Here is a 20,968-nt window from a genome sequence, read left to right on the forward strand (position 1 = left end):
TTATGACGCTAGCCTTGTGCTGGGCAGACAAAAAAAAGCCCCTCAATTGAGGGGCTTTTTAAATGTTTGGTTATGCAATGGGAAAAACAATACGCCTACGCTGCCAGCAGACAGTTTTTCGTTAGCTTGATGTTTTGTAACGGCTTTGACCGCGCAATGTTTCATGTTTTCTCCCAGCAAATCGTCGCGCATTATACTCACGATAGCATTCACCGCAAGGTTTGCCGGAAGAAATTTTTGTTTTAATGCATCGCTATGCCCAATGAGTCGAATAAATAGTAAAACCTGTTCTCACTCAGTCGGCCTATTTTGAAAAGAATAACCAAATCAACATCCAAATAAGATAAAACAGAGGTGAATTCACCTTTCATAAGAAAATGTTAATTTTTCAAATGGTAATTATTTCACTGTAAACACTGCAAAATCTGCGGCCAGATCGGTATTGGGGAAGATTTCCCGGCACTCAGCCAATAATCGCGGGCAATCTTCAACGCCATAACGCCCGCTGATGTGGGTGGCAATAAAATGTTTCACCTTGGCATCGCGTGCCAGTGTCGCGGCCTGCTTTGTGGTGGAGTGCCCGCGTTCATTGGCTTTCGCGGCGAAGGCATCTTCCAGCGTAATTTCATGCACCATCACGTCCACATCGGCCGCCATTTTCAGAGCTTCCGGCGTCGGTTCAGTATCCCCGAAAATAGCCAGTGACTTGCCGCGGATCGGCGTCCCTAAATAATCTTTGCCACAAATGGTACGGCCATCCTCCAAAGTGACTGTGCCACCTTGTTTCAAGGCCTGCATCCACGGGCCACGGGGAATTGCATCCTGATTCAGTTTTTGGGCATCGAGTGCGCCGGGTTTATCGTGTTCTTCAATGCGGTAGCCATAACATTCCACTCGATGGTTTAAAGCGTAGGCCGTGACTTTCAGTTCTCCATCATCAAATAGCTGCCCTGACTGAACTTCGATAATCTCCAGTGGATAGGTCAGAAAAGAACTGCTCAATTGCAGTGAAGTTTCCACAAATTGGCGTATGCCGGTTGGGCCATACAGCGTGAGCAGGTCGGTAGAGCCTCCCATGGATCGACTGCACAACAGGCCGGGCAAACCAAAGATATGATCGCCATGCAAGTGGGTAATAAAAATCTTCTCCAGTTTGGATATTTTGACCGGGGAATGGAGGATTTGATGCTGCGTTCCCTCACCGCAATCAAACATCCACAATGCATTGCGGATGCCTTGTAAATCGAGGATCAGGCTGGTGACGTTGCGCTCTTTGGTGGGGACTCCCGCGCTGGTGCCCAAAAATTTCAGTTCCATGTTATTGCTCTCCTAATGGCATTGAATGCTTTCCCAATCCAGGCCGAATCGGGCAAGATACTTGCGTAGCCTATCGGCATCGTTGGGCTGTTTTTTATGTTGACGAGAAACGGAAAATAACTTGCGGCCTGCTTCTGACAAGCTGCTGGAGCTACGACACACTTTAATCACCGTTTCCAATTGTTGGCGGTCAAACAGATCGATTTCCGGCAGATGGCTTGGCAAGAGAGAAAAATGCTCTTCTTTGCCCCAATGTTGTTTGAGCCGAGTGATTTCTTCTATGACGACCTGCTGATTGATGCGACCATTTTCGGCAAAAGTCGCCATCCGCGCCACGGATGCACTGAGTTCACGGAAGTTCCCCCGCCATTGGGCTTGTTCTGAGCAGGCAAAATGTAGATAAAGTTGCCGTGCTTCTTTATCAAAACGGACTTGTGTTTGTTGCACTTGAGCATAGCGGGCGAGTTCATAATCAATGTTTGGTTCAATATCTTCACGGCGTTGTGCCAGACCGGGCAATTGATATGTCCACATATTGATGCGTGCGTATAAATCTTCGCGGAATTTTCCCTGAGCCACCCAATCATTCAAATTGCGGTGTGTGCCGGCAATCAGTTGAAAATCGCTGTGAACTTCTTTATCTGAACCATAAGGCAGAAAACTTTTTTCCTCAATGGCTTTCAGCAGCATGGCTTGTTCATCCAATCCCAACTCTGCCACTTCGTCGAGAAATAAAATGCCGCCATTGGCTTCACGTAACAAACCATTGCGTGGTTGAATCGCCCCTGTAAAGGCTCCCTTAATGTGGCCAAACAGCGTGGACATGGCATTGTCACCACGCAGCGTTGCGCAATTGACCTCGACAAACCGCCCTTTGATTAAATGGCGTGATTGCCGCAACTGATAGATTCGGCGGGCGAGAAAGGATTTCCCCGCGCCTGTTGGCCCAGTCAGCAAAATAGGGGCAGCAGAGCGCAAGGCGACTCGCTCAACCTGCTCAATCAGTCGGTTAAAATTGGCGTTGCGGGTGGCGATACCTGATTTCAAAAATGCCACTTGTTCCTGTTGCTCACGTAAAAAGCGGCTGGTCAGGGTAGTGTAACGACTGAGGTCTAAATCAATAATGGTGTAAACGCCTTCGGGATGGCTTTCTTCACCTTCATTGTTGGGCGAGGTTTGGATCAACCGGGCGGGCAGGTAACGGGCTTCAGTCAGCAAAAACCAGCAGATTTGCGCGACATGGGTGCCGGTTGTGATGTGCACCAGGTATTCTTCGTTTTCAATATCGAAAGGGTAACGTGCGGCAAAATCCAGCAATGTCGTATAAACTTCTTCAAAATCCCACGGATCTCCGAGCTGAATTTCATTCAGCATCACTTTTGTCTGCGGTGAAACCTGTTCAATATCCTCTTTAACTCTCTGGGCAAAAACAGAATCGTTGGATTGATAAAGCAGTTCCAGCCTATCAATCGGTAACTCTGGTTGCTGACACATCCCGACGGTTGGCCGCCATTTTGTCCATCGATTGGCTTTCTTGCCGCGCCTGTCTAATTTGGTTCCCAAAATCCCGATAGCAACTCTGCGTTTCATTGTCTTCCTTGTGTTTAATTTATCTATATTTATAAACAATGATATAGAAAGATAAAAAAATTGCGTTGTAAAAACAATCAATAAAAACAATGAGAAATAAAAATAATTGTTTTTCAAATAGATAAAAAATTTTTCTGTTTTTTTTCAAAGTTGGCACGCAATTGGCAATAACTAGAGAGTCATACACTGAAATAGCATGGATTCAAAATCCAGCCGGTGCATGGGTGATGACATGAGTCATTACGCTGCATGTATTCCGTCGGTGTAAAAACGATGATCGGATTAACAGAGGGTTATGTTGGGTTCGAATCCCAAGTCCGAAACATGAAATGTCTTTTACATTCCCGGTAAAACACGCTGTAAAACAAATGAAGAGAATCCTGTGGCTGCCTGTTGAGAGCCACCTTCTTGAAAGCTCGGCAGATGTTGCTGAGCCAAGGGCAGAAGACTGAGCTACCGCTATTTGGGTACCGATGTCTTTCCCTCTTGGCCTCGCCCTGATGCTCAGTTTTCAGGATGAAAGGGAAGATAAAATGGATATGAAGGAAAATAATAATGATCAAAAAAATAAAAATATTGCAGGGACAAATTGGCTTATTGGCGAAAGAGTCTGAATACCAACAAATTTTAGTGGCTGGCGAATACCGCTTTTATGATTGGTTTAACAAACTGGAAGTGACGGTTTTTGATCTCGGTGGGGATGAAATTGAGACAAAACTGGCAGAACACTTGCGCCAGTACTATTCCTCTTGGGTAGAGCAATATTGCGACGATATACAGCTTGCCGAAGATGAGATGGGGTTGTTGTATGAACATGATTTGCTGATGGAAATCCTTCCACCTGCAACACGTCGTTTGTATTGGAAAAATGGTGGGCAACGTCGGATTGAGGTTCGCAATACGGCAGAGAAAGCGGTATCCCCTGAATTGCTGGTTTTATTTCAACCAGCGAAAGCGCATAAACAACGCGGTGTGAAAGGGCAGGAAAACGTACTGTTTGCTCAAATTCCCGCTTGGCATATCGGTATTTTGCTGATTGATGGGGTTGTACAGCAGCTATTGCAACCGGGCCTGCAAGGGTATTGGCGGTTTGGCCATGATATTGAAATTAAAGTGATTGATACCCGCTTGCACGAGCAATTGGAAGCTGATTTGGCCGAATACTTGCGTGAGCACCACTATGATTGGGTAGAGCAGTATTGTGATGTTATCCAGATTGCAGATAACGAAATGGGATTGTTGTATGAGCATGATGTCCTGATGGAAATTCTATCTCCTGCAACACGTTGCTTATATTGGAAAAATGGTAATCCGCGTCGCATTGTGAAGTTTAAAACATCCGAGCTGGAAGTATCACACGAGCTGGTTTCCCTATTGGCCGCGTCCATGTCACGCAAGCACAGCGTGAAAGGGTGGGATAGTGTTTTGATCGCCCAAATCCCCGCTTGGCATGTTGGTATTTTAAAAGTGGATGGCACGGTGCAGGAACTGTTGCAGCCAGGAATAAAAGGTTACTGGCGGGTTGGGTATGACGTTGCAGTAGAAATCATTGATACCCGTTTACAGTCGCTGGAAGTGAGCGGGCAAGAAATTTTGACTCGCGACAAAGTTAACTTGCGCATCAATCTATCCGCCAACTGGCGTTACCACGACGTCTTGATGGCTTACGGACAATTGAGTGAGCCTGTGGCTTATTTGTATCGGGAATTGCAATTCGCGCTGCGGGAAGTGGTAGGAACCCGCTCGCTGGATGAGTTGTTGGAAAACAAACAAGTTATTGATGAACTGGTGAGCCAGCAAATCGCACAAGCCACCCACAGCTTTGGGCTGGAAGTGGCCTCGTTGGGGGTAAAAGACATTATTTTGCCTGGTGATATGAAAGTCATTTTATCGCAGGTTGTTGAAGCGGAAAAATCCGCACAGGCGAATGTGATCCGGCGCCGGGAAGAAACCGCGGCGACACGCTCTTTACTGAATACCGCGAAAGTGATGGAAAACAACCCGGTCGCCCTACGATTAAAAGAATTAGAAACATTGGAAAGTATTGCAGAACGTATTAATCAGATTTCGGTATATGGCGGTTTAGATCAGGTTCTAAACGGATTGGTACACATTAAAGGAGAACAAAAATGACAACGACAGAGATGAAAACCAACGCTTATCACTTATTGAAGCAAGAGAATGGTGCGCCGGTAAAAATGTGGACAAACGGGGTACCCGTTGATCCCAAGGCGATTATTCAATTGCAGAATACGGCGAAAATGCCTTTTGTTTTTAAACATCTGGCCGTTATGCCGGATGTTCATGTCGGTAAGGGTTCTACCATCGGGAGCGTGATCCCAACGCGCGGTGCCATTATTCCGGCGGCAGTTGGTGTTGATATTGGTTGCGGGATGATTGCCGTGCGCACTTCGCTGGCGGCATCGGATTTACCGGATAGCCTGCTGAATATTCGCCACGCCATTGAAGCCGCAGTGCCGCATGGGCGTACCGTAAACCGTGGCGGCCGTGATAAAGGTTCTTGGAATAAAGCGCCGGAGATTGTGGATCAGCATTGGGGAACATTGGCAGAGGGTTTTAAGCGTATTGCCGATAAATACCCCAAATTGTTGAACACCAATAACCATAATCATCTGGGAACGTTGGGAACGGGAAACCATTTTATCGAGTTATGTCTTGATGAGGCCGATCGCGTCTGGGTGATGTTGCATAGCGGTTCCCGTGGTGTGGGGAATGCGATTGGTAACTTGTTTATCACCTTGGCACAGAAAGATATGCAGCAGCATATGGCTAACTTGCCTGATCGTGATTTGGCGTATTTCGAGGAAGGAAGCCGTTATTTTGACGATTATATGGAAGCGGTCGGCTGGGCGCAGGATTATGCCCGCCAGAACCGGGAAGTGATGATGCATCGCGTGCTTGAAGCACTGTCACGTGAGATCCCGAAACCTTTTACGACACAGCAGGAAGCCGTGAATTGCCATCATAACTATGTGCAGCGTGAACAGCATTATGGTGAAGACGTTTTAGTGACCCGCAAAGGTGCGGTATCTGCCCGCAAAGGCCAAATGGGGATTATTCCGGGGTCAATGGGAGCAAAAAGCTATATCGTCCGTGGGCTGGGTAACGAAGAGAGTTTTTGTTCATGCAGTCATGGCGCAGGCCGGGTGATGAGCCGTACCGAAGCGAAAAAACGCTTTACGGTCAGCGATCAAAAACGGGCAACCGCGCATGTGGAATGCCGTAAAGACAGCGATGTTATCGATGAAATTCCGATGGCATATAAAGATATCGACGCTGTGATGCAAGCGCAGTCTTCGCTGGTGGAAATCGTGCATACCTTGCGTCAGGTGGTGTGTGTAAAAGGTTAGGTTGCTCTAAAAATTAGGAATAGAGGGAAAAATGAAATTAGACACAGAAATGGAATTGGACAAAGAAGACGAAGCTGTCAGCCCGGCTATGCGGGCACGCATCAGCCAGGAATTGATGGATATAGAAAAAAAGTATGGTGTACGAATCTTGTATGCCTGTGAATCCGGCAGTCGTGGGTGGGGCTTTGCCTCACCGGACAGTGACTATGATGTCCGGTTTATCTATGTTCATCCCGTGGAGTGGTATCTGAAAGTGGAAGCCGAACGGGATGTTATCGAATTGCCAATCAGCGATGAGCTGGATATCAGTGGCTGGGAATTGCGCAAGGCGTTAAAACTGATGAAACAGGCAAACCCGACCTTAATGGAATGGCTGGATTCTCCCATCATTTATCATGCTGATCCGGCAGCAACCAACGGGTTGAAAACGATGGCACCGCATTTCTTTTCGGATATCAAAGCGCGCTATCACTATCTTTCAATGGCGAAAAAGAACTTTCAGGGCTACCTGCAAGGTGAAGAAATCCGGCTCAAAAAATATTTTTACGTTTTGCGCCCCTTGCTTGCTGTTCGCTGGATTGAGATGGGAAAGGGAGCGCCACCGATAGATTTTGAAACATTGGTCGCGGGAACCGTGGATGATCCGCAGCTCAAAATGGAGATTGATGAACTACTGCGGGTTAAGCGGGCGGCGAATGAGTCAGGGTATGGTTCGCGGAAACTGAAAGTTCATGCTTTTATCGAATCAGAATTGGATGAAACTCTGGTTCGTTGTGAGCTTCACGATCAGTGCGAACGCAGTTCTGAACTATTGGATAGCTATTTAAGGCGGTGGATCATGAATGGCTAACAGTTACCGGCATACCTTTGAAGGAGCAGGATTAAAAAAAGTGCTGGGTATGAACCAGCACTTTATCAATCAATTGGAACGCCTGTTCAGGCATTTTTCACCTATTTGAACAATCAAATAAGCCCGTGTACCAGAATCACACCGATGCACAAAGGCCCGACATAACGCCATATAAACCGCAAGCAATGACGGCTCCACGATGGCATATTATCCGGCATGAGCTCATTGGCTTTACGTGACCAACCAAAGACAAGGCAAATTATAATCCCGAATAATGGCATCAAGACATTGGAAGTAATGAAGTCCAGCAAATCAAAGATGGTTTTACCCGCTAATGTGATATGGCTGAGAGGTCCAAAAGACAGGGAAACAGGTATCCCCATTAACATAATGGAGGCTGTGACAAGTAAACTTGCTTTGCGGCGCTGAAATTTAAAGCGACTCTGAACATAAGCAACAATGTGCTCAAGTAATGAAATTGCGGAAGTCAGTGCCGCCATGAGTAGCAATAAAAAGAAGGTGACTGCCAATATTGATCCGCCTGGAATGCTGGCGAAATAAATAGGCATAGTCATGAATGTTAACCCGGGGCCTGCATTTGGTTGTAAACCAGCGGCTGCCAACGCCGGGAAAATCATCAGACCCGCCAATACACAAACCAGACAGGAGAGGATAACAACCCAGACACTCGATCTACCAATACCCCTGTTATTCGGCAAATAGGAACTGTACGTAATGTGAATTCCCAAGCCGATGGACAGGGAGAAAAATGCCAATCCCAGAGCATCTAAAACCCCTTTCCCGGTCAGGCTATTGAAATCTGGATATAAGAATAATTTCAGACCTTCTGATGAACCCGGTAAGCGGATACCGACAATAATCAGCATTATCATGATGAAAAATAGCATTGGCATCATGATCTTAACTGATTTTTCCAACCCCTTTTGCACGCCAGACAGCACCACGAAGCAGGTTAACCCTGAAAATGCCAGATGCGCAATTATCGGCCAGAATGGATTGCTGATGAAGTTGGTGAAAATCGAGGTCAGTTGAGAGTTGTCAGTAATATTCAGTTGCCCAGTACCCGCCATCACGGTGTAACCGATAGTCCAGCCACCGACAACGCTGTAGAAGCTATAGATACACCATGAACTGAATATGCCTATGAAGCCAACCCATCCCCAGTGTTTACCGAGCAATTTTTTGAACGCGTTAACGGCCACTTCACTCGTACTGCTTCCCAGGATGTTTTCAGCCAACAGGATTGCCAGCCCAATCACAAAGCTAAACAATAAAAATACAACGAGAAATGCACCGCCACCATTTGTTGCTGAAACATATGAGAATTTCCAGATGGCACCAATGCCAACGGCGGAGCCGGTTGCCGCTAATATATGCCCCAGACGGGACGTCCATTGTTGACTCATGCTAACCCCCGGATAGATGTACTGTTAACATGTGTAAACAACCCTGTTGCCTTTAGCAAAAAAGTAGCCTTTAGCACAAAAACAGCCAATAGCAGAAAAGCGACTGCACTCCAAACATGTTCGGCTGCCAGCAGGCTAACCAAAGATGGGGCAATGATATTTCCTACCCCAGCGAAGAGGGCAAAGGCAATAAAAACCAATGCCCAAATATATTTAGATGGTAAACGGTATATCATAATGATTGTTAACTTATTGTTGTAAAAATAATTTAACTTATAATAGTTACTATCACAAGTAATTGAATTCTCTGAATGATAATGATAATTACAGCCAGAATTGCCGGCAACAGCACCAAGTTAAACGTCTAAGAGCTAAAAGGCATGTCCAATATCTTGTGAAGTGGGCAGGAGTATTATTCCACTATCATATACAGGATCTTACGCGGTAACTCGTTAATTCAGAGAGAAAAAAGCTCCATCTGTGATTTGGTATTTATCGCAAAACGAATAACGAAATCAATGTATGAAACCGATGACAATTATCGCTATAAAAAACCAATAAATGCAATTCATTAATGATGTTGTTTTAGAAAAAATTGCCCGGCAATTTCGGCTTGCTCAATGCATCAGATGCCTTTAATCATGGATATTGATTCTTTCCATTATTAACTTATCAATTAAACTGATTAGAGTATGTCAAAACATAGAAGATATTTAATTAAAAATATTGTCTTATGAACTATGTATATTAAACGAACAATAATAAGGCAGAATATATTGTGTATAAAAAAAGGCTATTGATTTTATAAATTAAGGAATGAATAACACATTGAATCAAATAGAAAGAAGGGAGACTAATGGATAACAACAATGCGCAAGCTGATACTAAAACCAGTAAATTCTTAAGTTACATATTGCGCCATCAACCTGAGTCTATCGGCCTGACATTGGATAATGAAGGATGGGCGGATATTGGCACATTAATCAAATGTGCCGCTAAACACGGTAAACGATTGAACTACGCGCTCATTGAAAAAATTGTCGATACCAATGATAAAAAGCGATTCGCTATTTCTGCGGATAAGAAACGTATCAGGGCAGTTCAGGGCCATTCAGCCCAGAAAGTAGATATTCCATACCAAGAGAAAATTCCTCTTGCCATTTTATACCACGGCACAGCCAGTCGTTTTTTAGACTCGATTTTTAAACAGGGGATAGTCGCGGGAACACGGCATTATGTGCATTTGTCGGCAGAGATATCGACAGCCATAAAAGTAGGGCAACGTCATGGAAAAGTGATTATCCTGAAAATAGAATCCCTGCGGATGTATGAACTTGGCTTCAAATTTCATCAGGCCGACAACGGAGTTTGGTTGACGAAAAACATACCTGTTGAATATATGAGCGTCATTTAGCGTTAGCGATAATCTATTTATATTACGGTCAGCCTCAGAGAGAAAAATATGACAGTTACGGATACCCTACTTGCATTTACGGCTGCTGCCACATTACTCACATTGACTCCCGGTTTAGATACTGCATTGGTATTGAGAACCGCAGCGGCGGAAGGGGGCAAAAAAGCATTCCAAGCTGCCCTCGGTGTTAATGCCGGCTGTTTTATCTGGGGGGCAATGGTGGCATTTGGGCTTGGTACATTGATTGCTGTCTCAGAACTGGCATTCAACATACTGAAATGGTGTGGTGCCTTGTATTTATGCTGGCTGGGCATTCAAATGATTTGGCATCCGCAAAGTCAGTTAGGGGGAGAAGAAACATCTCCCTCAACCAAAAACCGCAATTGGTTTGTCAGGGGAATGTTGGGCAATGTGCTTAATCCGAAAGTCGGGGTGTTTTATGTCTCATTCTTGCCGCAGTTTATTCCTCAAGGGCATTCACCCATTGTGTGGACATTCGGCTTAGTGTCTATTCATGTATTACTTGGCACATTATGGTCATTATCATTGATTTATGCGACACGGCCTCTTTCCCATATTTTACGCCGCGAAAATGTTATTAAATGGATGAATCGCGTGACTGGTGGAGTGTTCCTGCTTTTTGCGTTCAAATTAGCTGTCAGTAACCGATAATTATTTTGGTAAATAGAACCTGAGCATAATTTATATGCTCAGGTATTTTGGCGATTACTGGGCTGTATCCTTTTTGTCCAGTGATCATCCCTGCTGGCAGACTGTAAAAGATGACTTTTAGACACTCTTTAGGGCATGGAATGTGACTCACCAAAATTTATTGGGATAACCGCTTTTCATCCGCCAATGCAAAAGAGGAATTCAATCAAGAAACGCGACGTTCCTTCCTGCCAAGCCTGTTTTTAACGAAACGGTCTATGACGCAAAAGCCAGATAGTCGAAGGTAAAAGAACTTTTCAGCGGAGAAAATAAGATTTATCCAATGGGACTGTATAAATAAATTTTATGTAATCCCATATGGTTAAATATCAATTTATTTTTTCAGGGTGATTTATGGAACCGAATGATAGGACACAAGTTATATCTACAAAAGAGTGGGTTTGGACAATAATTCTAATCATGATTCCGTTTGTTAATTTGGTGTTTTTAGCCTATTGGAGTCTTTCAAAAAGCACCAATTTAAATAAAAAAAATTATGCAATTGCTAATTGGATAGTGACTGTTTTCGGGTTAGTGCTTTATGTAGTTTTGATTATCTTTGCGTTACCTAAACCTGATTCTTATTAGCTGATGAAACTCGCCCTCTAAATAGGCTTCTTTCTGACACTGTCAGAGCCTGATTTCAATCTGACAGTGTTTGTTGTTCTCTAACATTGTGAAAGCCGTAACGGAACTCTGAAGCAGCGCATCAACGGATTAGTCAAAAGCTTTGTGTTCCAACGAACCCATAACCCAATAGAAGAATTAGGAACGATTAATCCAATTTTTCCACCATCGTTGCTACCATTACAGCCTTGATGGTGTGCATCCGGTTTTCGGCCTGATCAAATACAATGCTGTGTTTTGATTCAAACACGTCATTGGTCACTTCCAGCCCGCCATATAAATTGAATTCCTCTGCAAGTTGCTTGCCGAGAGTAGTTTCCTCATTGTGAAAGGCAGGCAGGCAATGCAGGAATTTGACTTCCGGATTTCCCGTCAGTGTGATGACATCCATATTCACCTGATAGGGCTTCAGCAAGGCAACACGCTCTTGCCAAACTGACTTGGATTCTCCCATTGAAACCCAAACATCGGTATACAGAAAATCAACATCCTTCACACCTTGCGCAATATCTTCCGTCAGAGTGATCTGACCGCCAGTTTTCTCTGCCAGTTTTTGGCATTCTGCAACCAAAATTGCCTCTGGCCAGCATGCTTTTGGCGCAACCAAACGCAGATCCATGCCTGTTAATGCGGCGGCTTCCAGCATCGTATTACCCATGTTGTTGCGGGCATCACCCAAATAGGCAAATTTGATTTCAGACAGTGGTTTTTGGCTGTGTTCTTGTATTGTCATTAAATCAGCCAGTAATTGGGTTGGATGGAATGCGTCAGTCAAACCATTCCAGACCGGAACCCCTGAATATTGAGCCAATGTTTCAACGACATCCTGACCATAGCCACGGTACTGGATACCATCATAGAAGCGGCCAAGCACCCGCGCTGTATCCTTGATGGATTCCTTGTGTCCAATTTGGCTGCCACTTGGGCCTAAATAAGTGACATTCGCGCCTTGATCGTGAGCTGCGACTTCAAATGCACAACGTGTGCGGGTTGAGTCTTTCTCGAAAATCAAAGCGATATTTTTTCCTTTGAGCAAAGGTGGCTCATTACCTGATTTTTTATTCGTTTTAAATTTATGGGAAAGTGTTAATAATTCATTAAGTTCCACTGGTGTAAAGTCAAGTAATTTGAGGAATGAACGTTGAAAAAATGGGTTCATTTTTCATGGCTCCATGAATGTTAAATTGAATTTATATTCACTATATATCGATTAAAAATTCAAGTGCAAGTTCTGGTGCTGGTGTTTGTAAGGGCGATGGTATATACGCAATGGATTTCAAGTTGCATCGCGATGGCAAAGGAATGAAAAATCCATCGGGATTAAATGCGTGCAACCCACAAGGAGGCAACTTGAAAGGTGAAGGGCATAGAGTGTTGATGAATCAGTCGATTATGGTTTGTATTTCTCTCTGGGCAAAATGGGATAGATATATCCTTTGTTTGGAAAAGATGGGAGAATGCAAAACAGGACAGCCAACTGACGGAGGGGATTGGCATGGCAGACCCACATGCTTTAGAAGAACAGTATGAAGAAACTCGCTTGATCATCGAAGAGTTATTAGAAGATGGCAGCGATCCTGATGCAACTTATATCATTGAACATCACTTTTCAGCGGAAGATTTTGATCAACTGGAAAAAGCCGCTGTTGAAGCATTTAAACTAGGCTATGAAGTCACGGATGCGGAAGAGCTGGAAACGGAAGATCGTGTCGTTTTAATGTGCTGTGATGTGATTAGCGAAAGCCGTTTAGAAGCCGACTTGATCAACGCCCAAGTTGAGCAACTAATGGACTTGGCTGAAAAGATCGGCGTAAATTACGACGGTTGGGGAACATACTTTGAAGATCCTAACGCATCAGAAGATGAAGATGACGACGACGATCTTTTCCCACCAGAAGAAGATGAACCACGGCTTCATTAACACTTTTGCTAAAAGAAAATGCCCCACTGCAACTGTGGGGCTGGTTTATGTCAAGCCGCGTGACCTGACAACATTATAGCGCTTTTAACATTCTGACTTCACAATCACTGTGGCCTGTATTGCCGAGTGGCTCATCAAGAAAGCCGAACCCCAGTTTTTCATACAGGGCGATGGCTGCCTTCAAGTTTTCCGTCGTTTCCAGATAACAGCGTTTAAAGCCTTGCTCTGTACCAAATTCGAGAGACTGCTTCACAATTTGCTTGGCAACCCCTTTTCCCCGCAATACTGAGGAAAGATACATTTTTTGCAATTCACAGGTATCGCCATCACCACCTGCCAGCGGAGCAACACCGCCACCACCAACAATCTCGCCATCCATCTCAACGACCCAGTAAGCGCTGCGTGGCTGGCTGTAAACTTCGTACAGGGTATCCAAAATCGGATCAGCAACTGCAAAACCCTTGTCTGCGGTTAAACCGTGCTCGGCGGAAACTTCACGGATAACAGCGGCAATGCCGGTATTGTCTTGTTGGGTAATGGGGCGAATGAGGTAATTGTGTGCTGTTTGGGTTGTCATTATTTTCTCTTTATCTTTTTTGTTGATTGATAGGGACGTAATAACAAAAAACAGGATATATCATATTGTATCTGGATCAAACTGTGATTAGGCGAAACTGTATTTAGCGGATTTCCCCTTTCCATGAAGCGAATATTAGGCTGGTTTTTCCCAGCTCCATGCAACACGGTTTATCGTGTGAGAATAGGAGAGGAATATTCCGAATATTGAAGTTTAATCATAATTATTTGACTTAAGTTGTTATTTTTTATATTTAAGTGCTGTATTCTGTCATTTAATGAATAAATAATAGTGGTATCGTATGGATAACAAAGAAGTATTAATGCAGGAAATTAAAACAGTGTTAGCCAATAGCCCTGCTATAACAGAAGATAAGCTGGCTGTAATGATGTTCTACTGTTTTCAATTGTTATCATCGACTAATGCAGATGGAGTTAATATGCTGGCCTCTGATGGAAGAGTATTAACGCTTCAATTTGATAATGATGTCATTAAACATTAGCTTGGAGCCATGTATGGGATCTAGTATTGAAGATGATCTTTGGAAAGAAGTAGATAAGCAACATGATTGGGCTTGGAGAATAAAGGAGGCTGAGCGTGTAGCAGGTCTTAATCTTGAAAAGGCGGTAGCAGACACTACAGAATTAGGTGGGGAGGTTGTAGATACTATTGGTTTGGGCATGAGACGTAAGTTGTGGAGTATTTCATATTTTTTCGATGGCTATGAAGATGTATATGAAAGGATACAAAATGAAGATAAAAGAATGGAGCTAAATTTAATTAATCTTTTAATTGGAGATAACCGGAAATTTATTTTTAAAATAGTAGAAACATATATTGAAGAAGTATTTAAAGGTCGTGAAGAAAGAGAGGTGAATAGAATACTAGGATTGATATTTAAAGTTTCATCTAAATCTGCAGTAGGAAATTCAATTAAATTTGGTGCATCATATGCAATAGCAGAAGCTATATATCTAAGCATAATAAAAAATACCGCATTAAAAAGTATAGTTGGTCGATATGCCAACATTTTTCTTAGTGCTTTTCAAGTTTATGGTTTTTATGAAAAAGCTTCAGCGGCAGCAAATAGGCTTAAAATACAATGCCCTCAATTATATTTGTCTTTGTATTTTAAAAAGCTGGAAATGTTATATTTTATAGTGGAGTCTGAGTTGGAAAAAGGTATTTATTTAATAGATGGTTTTAATAAGAAATATGTAAGTGACGATGAAGTAGCCCGTGTTATTTCAGATATGATAGGGAATTTATGATGAAGAATGAAATTTTTAGCAAAGGCTGGTTTAAAGATCTTTTTCTTTTTTTTATTAAAGAATTACTTTGGACAAAAATTCCCGTCTTTGCTATTTTTATATGGAGTATGATAGCTTTGTATTTTTTTCCGGATTATTGGTTGGGCTTGTCTTCGGTGGGAAGCATAATCATTCTGGCTTTGACTTTCTTTTTTATGTATATAAGCGAAAAGAAAAAAGCTAAGCATAAAGATTAGCTTTAGTTTTTAATGAATTATGCTATATCATAATGTATATTAAAAATTACATCTGAATAGCTGGCAGGTAAAATAATTAAAATTAGTTTTGTATTTAAAAAATTTGAGGTGTTATATTTCATTGCTTAATCTGAACTGCGTAAATCACCTCACATAATAGAAGGGTTTAACAAAAAACAAACAAGCTATGAAGAAGTTGCTCGTGTACTTGCAGATATGATAGGAAATTTATAATGAAGAATAAATTTTTTAGTAAGGGTTGGTTTAAAGATAGTATTGTTTTTTTGATTAAAGAATCACTATGGTCAAATATACCTGCTATATCTATTATCATATGGTGCATGATATCATATAAATTTTTTCCTGATAACTGGGGTGTTTTATCTTTGATAGGAATTATTGTTATTTTTGTGTTGTTTTTTATTATCTTATATATAAACGAAAAGAAAAAAAGCAAAAAAAGCTAAGCATGATGCTTAGCTTTAATTATTTTTAATAAATTCGATCATCCCATATACTATAAGCGGATGTTCCCGCTGTAACATGATTCCATGCTATGGATTTGTATTTAAGGAAAACTTTCTCATATGGCATTAATTCATTGTTATTAATCGAGTTAGGATAGACACATGTAATATCAGAAATGGTAGCTTCTGTGATTTTTAATTCATAAAAAAGTTCTGATTGCCCGGTTTGATTTGTCCTATAAAAAACAAATGCACCATTTAATGATTCGTTAGAATCTATAGCCATAGCTAATAATGGAGATGATTTATCAATAGGCTTTATAAATTGTATTGGGTGATGACTTACATTTTGGCTACGGGTTATCGTGTGGTTTAAGCTAAGTATCTGTATTTGATCTTCATGTCCTTTTTGATATCGGTTTCCTATAGAGTCGAGAGTTGAACACCCAGCAGATATTAAACCTTGCTTCTTGCCATTTAAAGTTAGATAAATCATGTATGACATAGAGTTTACCATCCTACTTTATATAAATGTTATTGATGTTAAAAATGAAAGTTATAATTCATAGATATTGAAAAAATATTGTTTCCCATATAAGAAAGCAAAAACACATATGTAATATTTATAATTATTTAAAATGTTTTTTGCAACGATTGCCAATAAAGTCTCACTATTATACGTACTTATTTATTATGCTTATTGTCTTTCGTGGTTATATATTAAATATAAATAAATTCTTTTGTAATACTGATTTATAACTAATCTCAATTAAGGTATTAGATTTATAGGTTATCAATTCAGGTGTTTTTTAATTTGGTGAGTAAAAACTATCCGATTGTCAATATAAGAGCAAGTTTTTTCTATTCCTCTTCGAGACGTTTCAGAAAATATTCCGGCACCGAACAACAGAATATCAAGATAAATAAAACGGTGCGGGAATAAGTCTGTGTTTGATACTAAACGGATTACATTTCAATTTGATCTGAATAATGGAGCTGGAAATAGCGTTCCAAAAATTCAACGGTTACACGAATACGAGCAGACATAGCCAAACGGGTAACATATACCGCCCAGATATTCGCGGGTTGATAATATTCCGGCAAAATATGCACCAATGCCCCTGATTTGATATTTTCCCTGACATCCCAATAAGAGCGTAGCGTAATGCCATGTCCATCCAAACACCATTGGTGAATAATCTCACCGTGATTGGATGACATCGGCCCGGTGATTTTCACTGATTGAGTGCCTGCATTGCTTTGTAGTTGCCAGATGCCGAAAGGGTGATCCCGCTCTTTGATGACCAAACAAGAGTGAGACGGGAGATCATTAAGTGATTTTGGCATCGGGTGACGGGCGAGGTAAGAAGGCGCAGCACAGAGAATCCGGCGGTTGGATGCGAGTTTGCGCGCAATAAGATTATTGTCGATATCATCACCAACACGAATGTCCAAATCAATGCCTTCCGTGACTAAATCAACCAGACGATCTTCCACATCAAATCGGATTTCCAATTGCGGATATGCTTGGATAAGGGCAGATAGGGCGGGAGCCACAAATTGCCGCCCAAAACCAAAGCTACTGACAATTCGGATTGTTCCTTGCGGCTCTTGCCGAAGTTCAGAAAGCTCATCAAGCATCTGGTTCACGTCATTGAGAATACGGTGTGCCCACTCATATATGCGTTCACCATCTTCAGTAATTGAAACCCTGCGTGTTGTTCGGTGCAACAAGGTTACATTCAATACACTTTCCAATATTGCAATGCGTTTACTGATAAAGGCCGGGGATGCGCCCATTTCTTCCGCAGCAGCGGCAAAACTGGCTCTCTTGGCAACTAAAAGGAAAACCCGCAGATCCTGCAAAATAGGCAAATTATTCATATATCGTAAATTATGTTTCTACATTTTTTGGATTGAATACAAATCAGTCAATTATAAGATAGTGCAAAAGTCAATTTTGCATTCTGATAATTGAGAGATGTCTGATGAAAAAACTGTTCAAGATTGCTGCAATTCCGGGGGATGGGATTGGTCATGAAGTTTTGCCGGAAGGAGTCCGGGTATTACAGGCGGTAGCCGCAAAATGGGATCTCCATTTGTCGTTTGAATATTTTGAATGGGCGAGCTGCGATTATTATCTTAAGCACGGCGCCATGATGCCAGAGGATTGGTTTAAACAGTTAACGGCCTTTGATGCGATCTATTTTGGTGCTGTCGGCTGGCCTGACAAAGTACCTGATCATATTTCTCTTTGGGGATCATTGCTGAAATTTCGCCGTGAATTTCAGCAATACGTCAATTTACGTCCTGTCCGCCTTTTGCCGGGCGTACCATGCCCGTTAGCCAATAAAAAACCGGAAGATATCGATTTTTATGTCGTCAGGGAGAATACCGAAGGGGAGTATTCAGCGATTGGTGGGCGTCTGCACGAAGGCACAGAACATGAAGTGGTGATCCAAGAGTCCGTTTTCACCCGCCGTGGTGTTGATCGCATATTGAAGTATGCGTTTGAATTAGCACAAAATCGCCCCCGCAAGCTGCTGACATCTGCCACTAAATCAAACGGTATTGCCATCAGTATGCCTTACTGGGATGAACGGGTTGAGGAGATGGCAAAACAGTATCCGGCAATTAAATGGGATAAACAGCACATTGATATTCTTTGTGCGCGCTTTGTGTTGAATCCGGAACGGTTTGATGTTGTTGTCGCTTCCAACTTATTCGGTGATATTCTTTCTGATCTTGGCCCGGCATGTACAGGAACCATCGGGCTGTCGCCTTCTGCCAACTTGAATCCCGAAAGAGATTTTCCTTCCCTGTTTGAACCTGTTCATGGGTCCGCACCCGATATTTATGGCAAAAATATTGCCAACCCAATCGCGATGATTTGGTCTGGTGCCATGATGCTCCAGTTCTTGGGTGAAAAGGATGAACGTTACCAACGTGCCCATGATGATATTTTATCTGCCATTGAAGCGGTGATAGCCGAAGGCACAGTGACGCCTGACTTGAAAGGCAACGCCTCGACACAGCAAGTCGGAGACGCCATTATTCGGCATTTATCCTGAATTGTGTCTCAAAACAACCTGTGGCGGATGATTTCTGAGTGAATGGCTTAAAGTTTGAAGACTGGGCACTTAAATAAGCGATTTGTCAGAAAGTAGTCATGCAAATAAAAGGCATAATTAATTGGATTATGCCTTTTTTGTTTTTATTCTTGTTTTTATTGCGATTTCAATTAATAAAATCATGACGAATTAATTAAACTATTTAATGTTCCAGTTAATTTATATAATCCTAATTACAATGGATGTCACAAAACATTAATTACGATATGTGTTTTATCTATTTACTCTTCGGGCAATTGTTTAAGATATGTATCAATATTATATTTTAATGGTTAATAAAAAGACGCGATAAGTACCGTTTCAATTTATTACCTTTTCCGCTTATTGGAATATTTCCTTTATACCAACGTAATCATAATAACGATAATAGGCACTTTGTTTTTATCGCCCGAATGCAAAATGGGTACAAACAAAGTGATAAAACGGAGGGTTCATGTTGAGCAGCACAAAGAAAGACATTCCTTTAATTACAATAAGCCTGGTGTGTATAGTTGTGATAGCAATAACACTTAGCTTATTCCCTAAAGAAACAAGTATTATTGCTAATTCAATTTTTAATGGGCTGACGCGCTTACTGGGATCTACAATTCAAATATTGGTTCTTGTCGCTTTGATGTTTGTCGTTTATTTGGCAATAAGTAAATATGGCAATATTCGATTGGGTGAAGGAAAACCAAAATATGCCACAATACCTTGGCTGTTTATGTTTATTTGCGCAGGGTTGGGTTCCTCGACTTTATATTGGGGCGTAATGGAATGGGCATATTATTACCAAACGCCGGGGCTGAATATTTCTCCTCACACGCCCAAGGCGCTGGAATACAGCATCAGTTACTCTTTCTTTCATTGGGGCTTAAGTGCCTGGGCCACTTATGCACTCGCTTCATTGATTATGGCTTACCATTTTCATGTCCGGAAAAATAAAGGACTGAGCTTGTCCGGCATTATTTCCGCCATTATCAAAATCAACCCTCACGGCTTTTGGGGGCGTTTGATTGATATGACATATTTAATCGCGACGGTAGGTGCTTTAACCATTTCTTTGGTGGTGACTGCGGCCACATTAAGCGGCGGCCTTTCTTCACTTATCGGCACTCCCAATAATTTTGCTGTTCAGGCGGGAGTTACGCTACTGGCTGCCCTAATCTTCTCACTGAGTTCTTATATCGGCATAGATAAAGGCATGCAGCGCCTGAGCCAAATGGTGGGATGGGGAGCCTTGGGGTTTGCATTGCTGGTACTGATCGTCGGGCCTACGGAATTTACCATTAACAATATGATTAATGCGATTGGCCTGACAACGCAGAATTTCCTGCAAATGAGCTTATTCACCGATCCGATGGGAGACGGCCAATTCACGCGTAGCTGGACGGTATTCTATTGGTTATGGTGGGTTTCCTATACACCGGGTGTCGCCATGTTTGTAACCCGGGTTTCCCACGGGCGCAAAATTAAAGAGGTGATTTGGGCGTTGCTACTCGGAAGTACCTTTGGTTGCTGGTTCTTCTTTGGTGTGTTGGAGAGCTACGCCATGCACCAATTTATCACCGGTGCCCTTAATGTCCCTGAAATATTGAACACATTGGGTGGGGAAACAGCCGTCCATCAATTATTGAGTGCATTACCGTTGGGGCAATTATTCCTCGCCGCTTATCTCTTCATCATGGTTATTTTTCTGGCTTCGCATATGGATGCGGTGGCTTATACCATGGCGGCGACCAGCACGCATAACTTGCGGGAAGGCCAAGACCCATGCCGGAAATTGCGCCTTTTCTGGTGTGTCGTGATTACGCTGATCCCACTTTCAATTCTCTTTACACAAGCATCGCTAGAAACGATGAAAACGACCGTGGTACTGACTGCCTTGCCCTTTCTAGTGATTTTATTGATTAAAACATACGGTTTCATCCGTTGGATAAAGCAAGACTATGCACACATTCCTGCGCATCTCATTGAGGATTTAAATCAGCAAAAACACATCACTGCGCAGGCAATGACAGAGAAAAAAACTTCAATGTCTTCATCGATGGCACCCATTTCGTTAAATGATTAAGGAAT

At 42.4% G+C, this 20,968-nt stretch carries 23 protein-coding genes; 14 read left to right on the forward strand and 9 right to left on the reverse strand.

The window, feature by feature from the left end:
- Positions 1-42: 42 nt before the first annotated feature.
- The 3 genes from FE392_RS05785 to rtcR all read right to left on the reverse strand — a co-directional run bounded on the left by FE392_RS05785 (position 43) and on the right by rtcR (position 2,907).
- A complete protein-coding gene (locus FE392_RS05785; RefSeq protein ID WP_319929428.1) occupies positions 43-201 on the reverse strand; it encodes a hypothetical protein in 159 nt (52 codons plus the stop codon).
- A gap of 198 nt (positions 202-399) precedes the next feature.
- Positions 400-1,317: a ribonuclease Z gene (gene rnz, locus FE392_RS05790; RefSeq protein ID WP_319929278.1), complete on the reverse strand. Its 918-nt coding sequence runs from the start codon at positions 1,315-1,317 to the stop codon at positions 400-402.
- 12 nt (positions 1,318-1,329) lie between these two features.
- Positions 1,330-2,907, reverse strand: a complete 1,578-nt coding sequence (rtcR, locus tag FE392_RS05795; RefSeq protein ID WP_319929279.1) for an RNA repair transcriptional activator RtcR — start codon at positions 2,905-2,907, stop codon at positions 1,330-1,332.
- Positions 2,908-3,900: 993 nt separating this feature from the next.
- Here rtcR and FE392_RS05800 point away from each other — a divergent pair.
- The 3 genes from FE392_RS05800 to FE392_RS05810 are packed head-to-tail and all read left to right on the forward strand — an operon-like array spanning position 3,901 to position 7,128.
- A complete protein-coding gene (locus tag FE392_RS05800) occupies positions 3,901-5,040 on the forward strand; it encodes a slipin family protein (protein ID WP_319929419.1) in 1,140 nt (379 codons plus the stop codon).
- Positions 5,041-5,051: 11 nt separating this feature from the next.
- On the forward strand, positions 5,052-6,278 hold the full coding sequence (locus FE392_RS05805; protein WP_319929420.1) for an RtcB family protein: 1,227 nt from the start codon (positions 5,052-5,054) through the stop codon (positions 6,276-6,278).
- A gap of 31 nt (positions 6,279-6,309) precedes the next feature.
- Positions 6,310-7,128 carry a nucleotidyltransferase domain-containing protein gene (locus FE392_RS05810; protein WP_319929280.1) on the forward strand — a complete coding sequence of 273 codons (819 nt, stop codon included), beginning with the start codon at positions 6,310-6,312 and terminating at the stop codon, positions 7,126-7,128.
- 113 nt (positions 7,129-7,241) lie between these two features.
- On the opposite strand, the gene FE392_RS05815 is transcribed toward FE392_RS05810, so the two are convergent.
- Together FE392_RS05815 and FE392_RS05820 are read right to left on the reverse strand one after the other, a co-directional pair.
- The gene (locus FE392_RS05815; RefSeq protein WP_319929281.1) at positions 7,242-8,555 is read right to left on the reverse strand and encodes a sodium-dependent transporter; all 1,314 of its coding nucleotides are present in this window, start codon (positions 8,553-8,555) and stop codon (positions 7,242-7,244) included.
- On the reverse strand, positions 8,552-8,791 hold the full coding sequence (locus FE392_RS05820) for a branched-chain amino acid transport system II carrier protein (protein WP_319929282.1): 240 nt from the start codon (positions 8,789-8,791) through the stop codon (positions 8,552-8,554). Before FE392_RS05820 ends, FE392_RS05815 begins: the two co-directional genes overlap by 4 nt.
- Before the next feature lie 620 nt (positions 8,792-9,411).
- Between FE392_RS05820 and FE392_RS05825 the strand changes: the two genes are divergently transcribed.
- The 3 genes from FE392_RS05825 to FE392_RS05835 all read left to right on the forward strand — a co-directional run bounded on the left by FE392_RS05825 (position 9,412) and on the right by FE392_RS05835 (position 11,268).
- Entirely contained in the window at positions 9,412-9,969 is a 558-nt protein-coding gene (locus FE392_RS05825; protein WP_319929283.1) for an RNA 2'-phosphotransferase, read from the forward strand.
- Positions 9,970-10,017: 48 nt separating this feature from the next.
- Complete coding sequence (locus FE392_RS05830) at positions 10,018-10,641, forward strand: LysE family translocator (RefSeq protein WP_319929284.1); 624 nt, start codon at positions 10,018-10,020, stop codon at positions 10,639-10,641.
- 393 nt (positions 10,642-11,034) lie between these two features.
- On the forward strand, positions 11,035-11,268 hold the full coding sequence (locus tag FE392_RS05835) for a hypothetical protein (protein ID WP_319929285.1): 234 nt from the start codon (positions 11,035-11,037) through the stop codon (positions 11,266-11,268).
- 187 nt (positions 11,269-11,455) lie between these two features.
- On the opposite strand, the gene argF is transcribed toward FE392_RS05835, so the two are convergent.
- Positions 11,456-12,466 (reverse strand): ornithine carbamoyltransferase, encoded by a 1,011-nt coding sequence (argF, locus tag FE392_RS05840; protein WP_319929286.1) that lies wholly within the window; start codon positions 12,464-12,466, stop codon positions 11,456-11,458.
- 110 nt (positions 12,467-12,576) lie between these two features.
- Between argF and FE392_RS05845 the strand changes: the two genes are divergently transcribed.
- A complete protein-coding gene (locus FE392_RS05845; protein WP_319929287.1) occupies positions 12,577-12,837 on the forward strand; it encodes a hypothetical protein in 261 nt (86 codons plus the stop codon).
- The gene (gene rraB / locus FE392_RS05850) at positions 12,803-13,228 is read left to right on the forward strand and encodes a ribonuclease E inhibitor RraB (RefSeq protein ID WP_319929288.1); all 426 of its coding nucleotides are present in this window, start codon (positions 12,803-12,805) and stop codon (positions 13,226-13,228) included. The genes FE392_RS05845 and rraB overlap by 35 nt, the downstream gene beginning before the upstream one ends.
- 73 nt (positions 13,229-13,301) lie before the next feature.
- Here the strand turns inward: rraB and FE392_RS05855 are convergent, their stop codons facing one another.
- Positions 13,302-13,805 (reverse strand): GNAT family N-acetyltransferase, encoded by a 504-nt coding sequence (locus FE392_RS05855; RefSeq protein ID WP_319929289.1) that lies wholly within the window; start codon positions 13,803-13,805, stop codon positions 13,302-13,304.
- Between the two features lie 301 nt (positions 13,806-14,106).
- On the opposite strand from FE392_RS05855, the gene FE392_RS05860 reads away from it, so the two are divergent.
- The 4 genes from FE392_RS05860 (at position 14,107) to FE392_RS05875 (ending at position 15,779) form a co-directional block, all read left to right on the forward strand.
- On the forward strand, positions 14,107-14,307 hold the full coding sequence (locus FE392_RS05860) for a hypothetical protein (RefSeq protein WP_319929290.1): 201 nt from the start codon (positions 14,107-14,109) through the stop codon (positions 14,305-14,307).
- Between the two features lie 13 nt (positions 14,308-14,320).
- Positions 14,321-15,076, forward strand: coding sequence for a hypothetical protein (locus FE392_RS05865; RefSeq protein ID WP_319929291.1), 756 nt, complete (start codon positions 14,321-14,323; stop codon positions 15,074-15,076).
- Positions 15,073-15,312 carry a hypothetical protein gene (locus FE392_RS05870; RefSeq protein ID WP_319929292.1) on the forward strand — a complete coding sequence of 80 codons (240 nt, stop codon included), beginning with the start codon at positions 15,073-15,075 and terminating at the stop codon, positions 15,310-15,312. Before FE392_RS05865 ends, FE392_RS05870 begins: the two co-directional genes overlap by 4 nt.
- Before the next feature lie 233 nt (positions 15,313-15,545).
- Positions 15,546-15,779, forward strand: coding sequence for a hypothetical protein (locus tag FE392_RS05875; protein WP_319929293.1), 234 nt, complete (start codon positions 15,546-15,548; stop codon positions 15,777-15,779).
- A 25-nt stretch (positions 15,780-15,804) separates the two neighbouring features.
- On the opposite strand, the gene FE392_RS05880 is transcribed toward FE392_RS05875, so the two are convergent.
- Positions 15,805-16,284, reverse strand: a complete 480-nt coding sequence (locus tag FE392_RS05880; protein ID WP_319929294.1) for an Hcp family type VI secretion system effector — start codon at positions 16,282-16,284, stop codon at positions 15,805-15,807.
- 461 nt (positions 16,285-16,745) lie between these two features.
- Positions 16,746-17,663, reverse strand: a complete 918-nt coding sequence (locus FE392_RS05885) for a LysR substrate-binding domain-containing protein (protein ID WP_319929295.1) — start codon at positions 17,661-17,663, stop codon at positions 16,746-16,748.
- A 104-nt stretch (positions 17,664-17,767) separates the two neighbouring features.
- On the opposite strand from FE392_RS05885, the gene FE392_RS05890 reads away from it, so the two are divergent.
- Both FE392_RS05890 and FE392_RS05895 read left to right on the forward strand, forming a co-directional pair.
- Positions 17,768-18,850 carry a tartrate dehydrogenase gene (locus FE392_RS05890; RefSeq protein ID WP_319929296.1) on the forward strand — a complete coding sequence of 361 codons (1,083 nt, stop codon included), beginning with the start codon at positions 17,768-17,770 and terminating at the stop codon, positions 18,848-18,850.
- 493 nt (positions 18,851-19,343) lie between these two features.
- On the forward strand, positions 19,344-20,963 hold the full coding sequence (locus FE392_RS05895) for a BCCT family transporter (RefSeq protein ID WP_319929297.1): 1,620 nt from the start codon (positions 19,344-19,346) through the stop codon (positions 20,961-20,963).
- Positions 20,964-20,968: the final 5 nt, after the last annotated feature.

It is taken from the genome of Xenorhabdus santafensis, assembly GCF_033949405.1.
GTDB lineage: Bacteria > Pseudomonadota > Gammaproteobacteria > Enterobacterales > Enterobacteriaceae > Xenorhabdus > Xenorhabdus santafensis.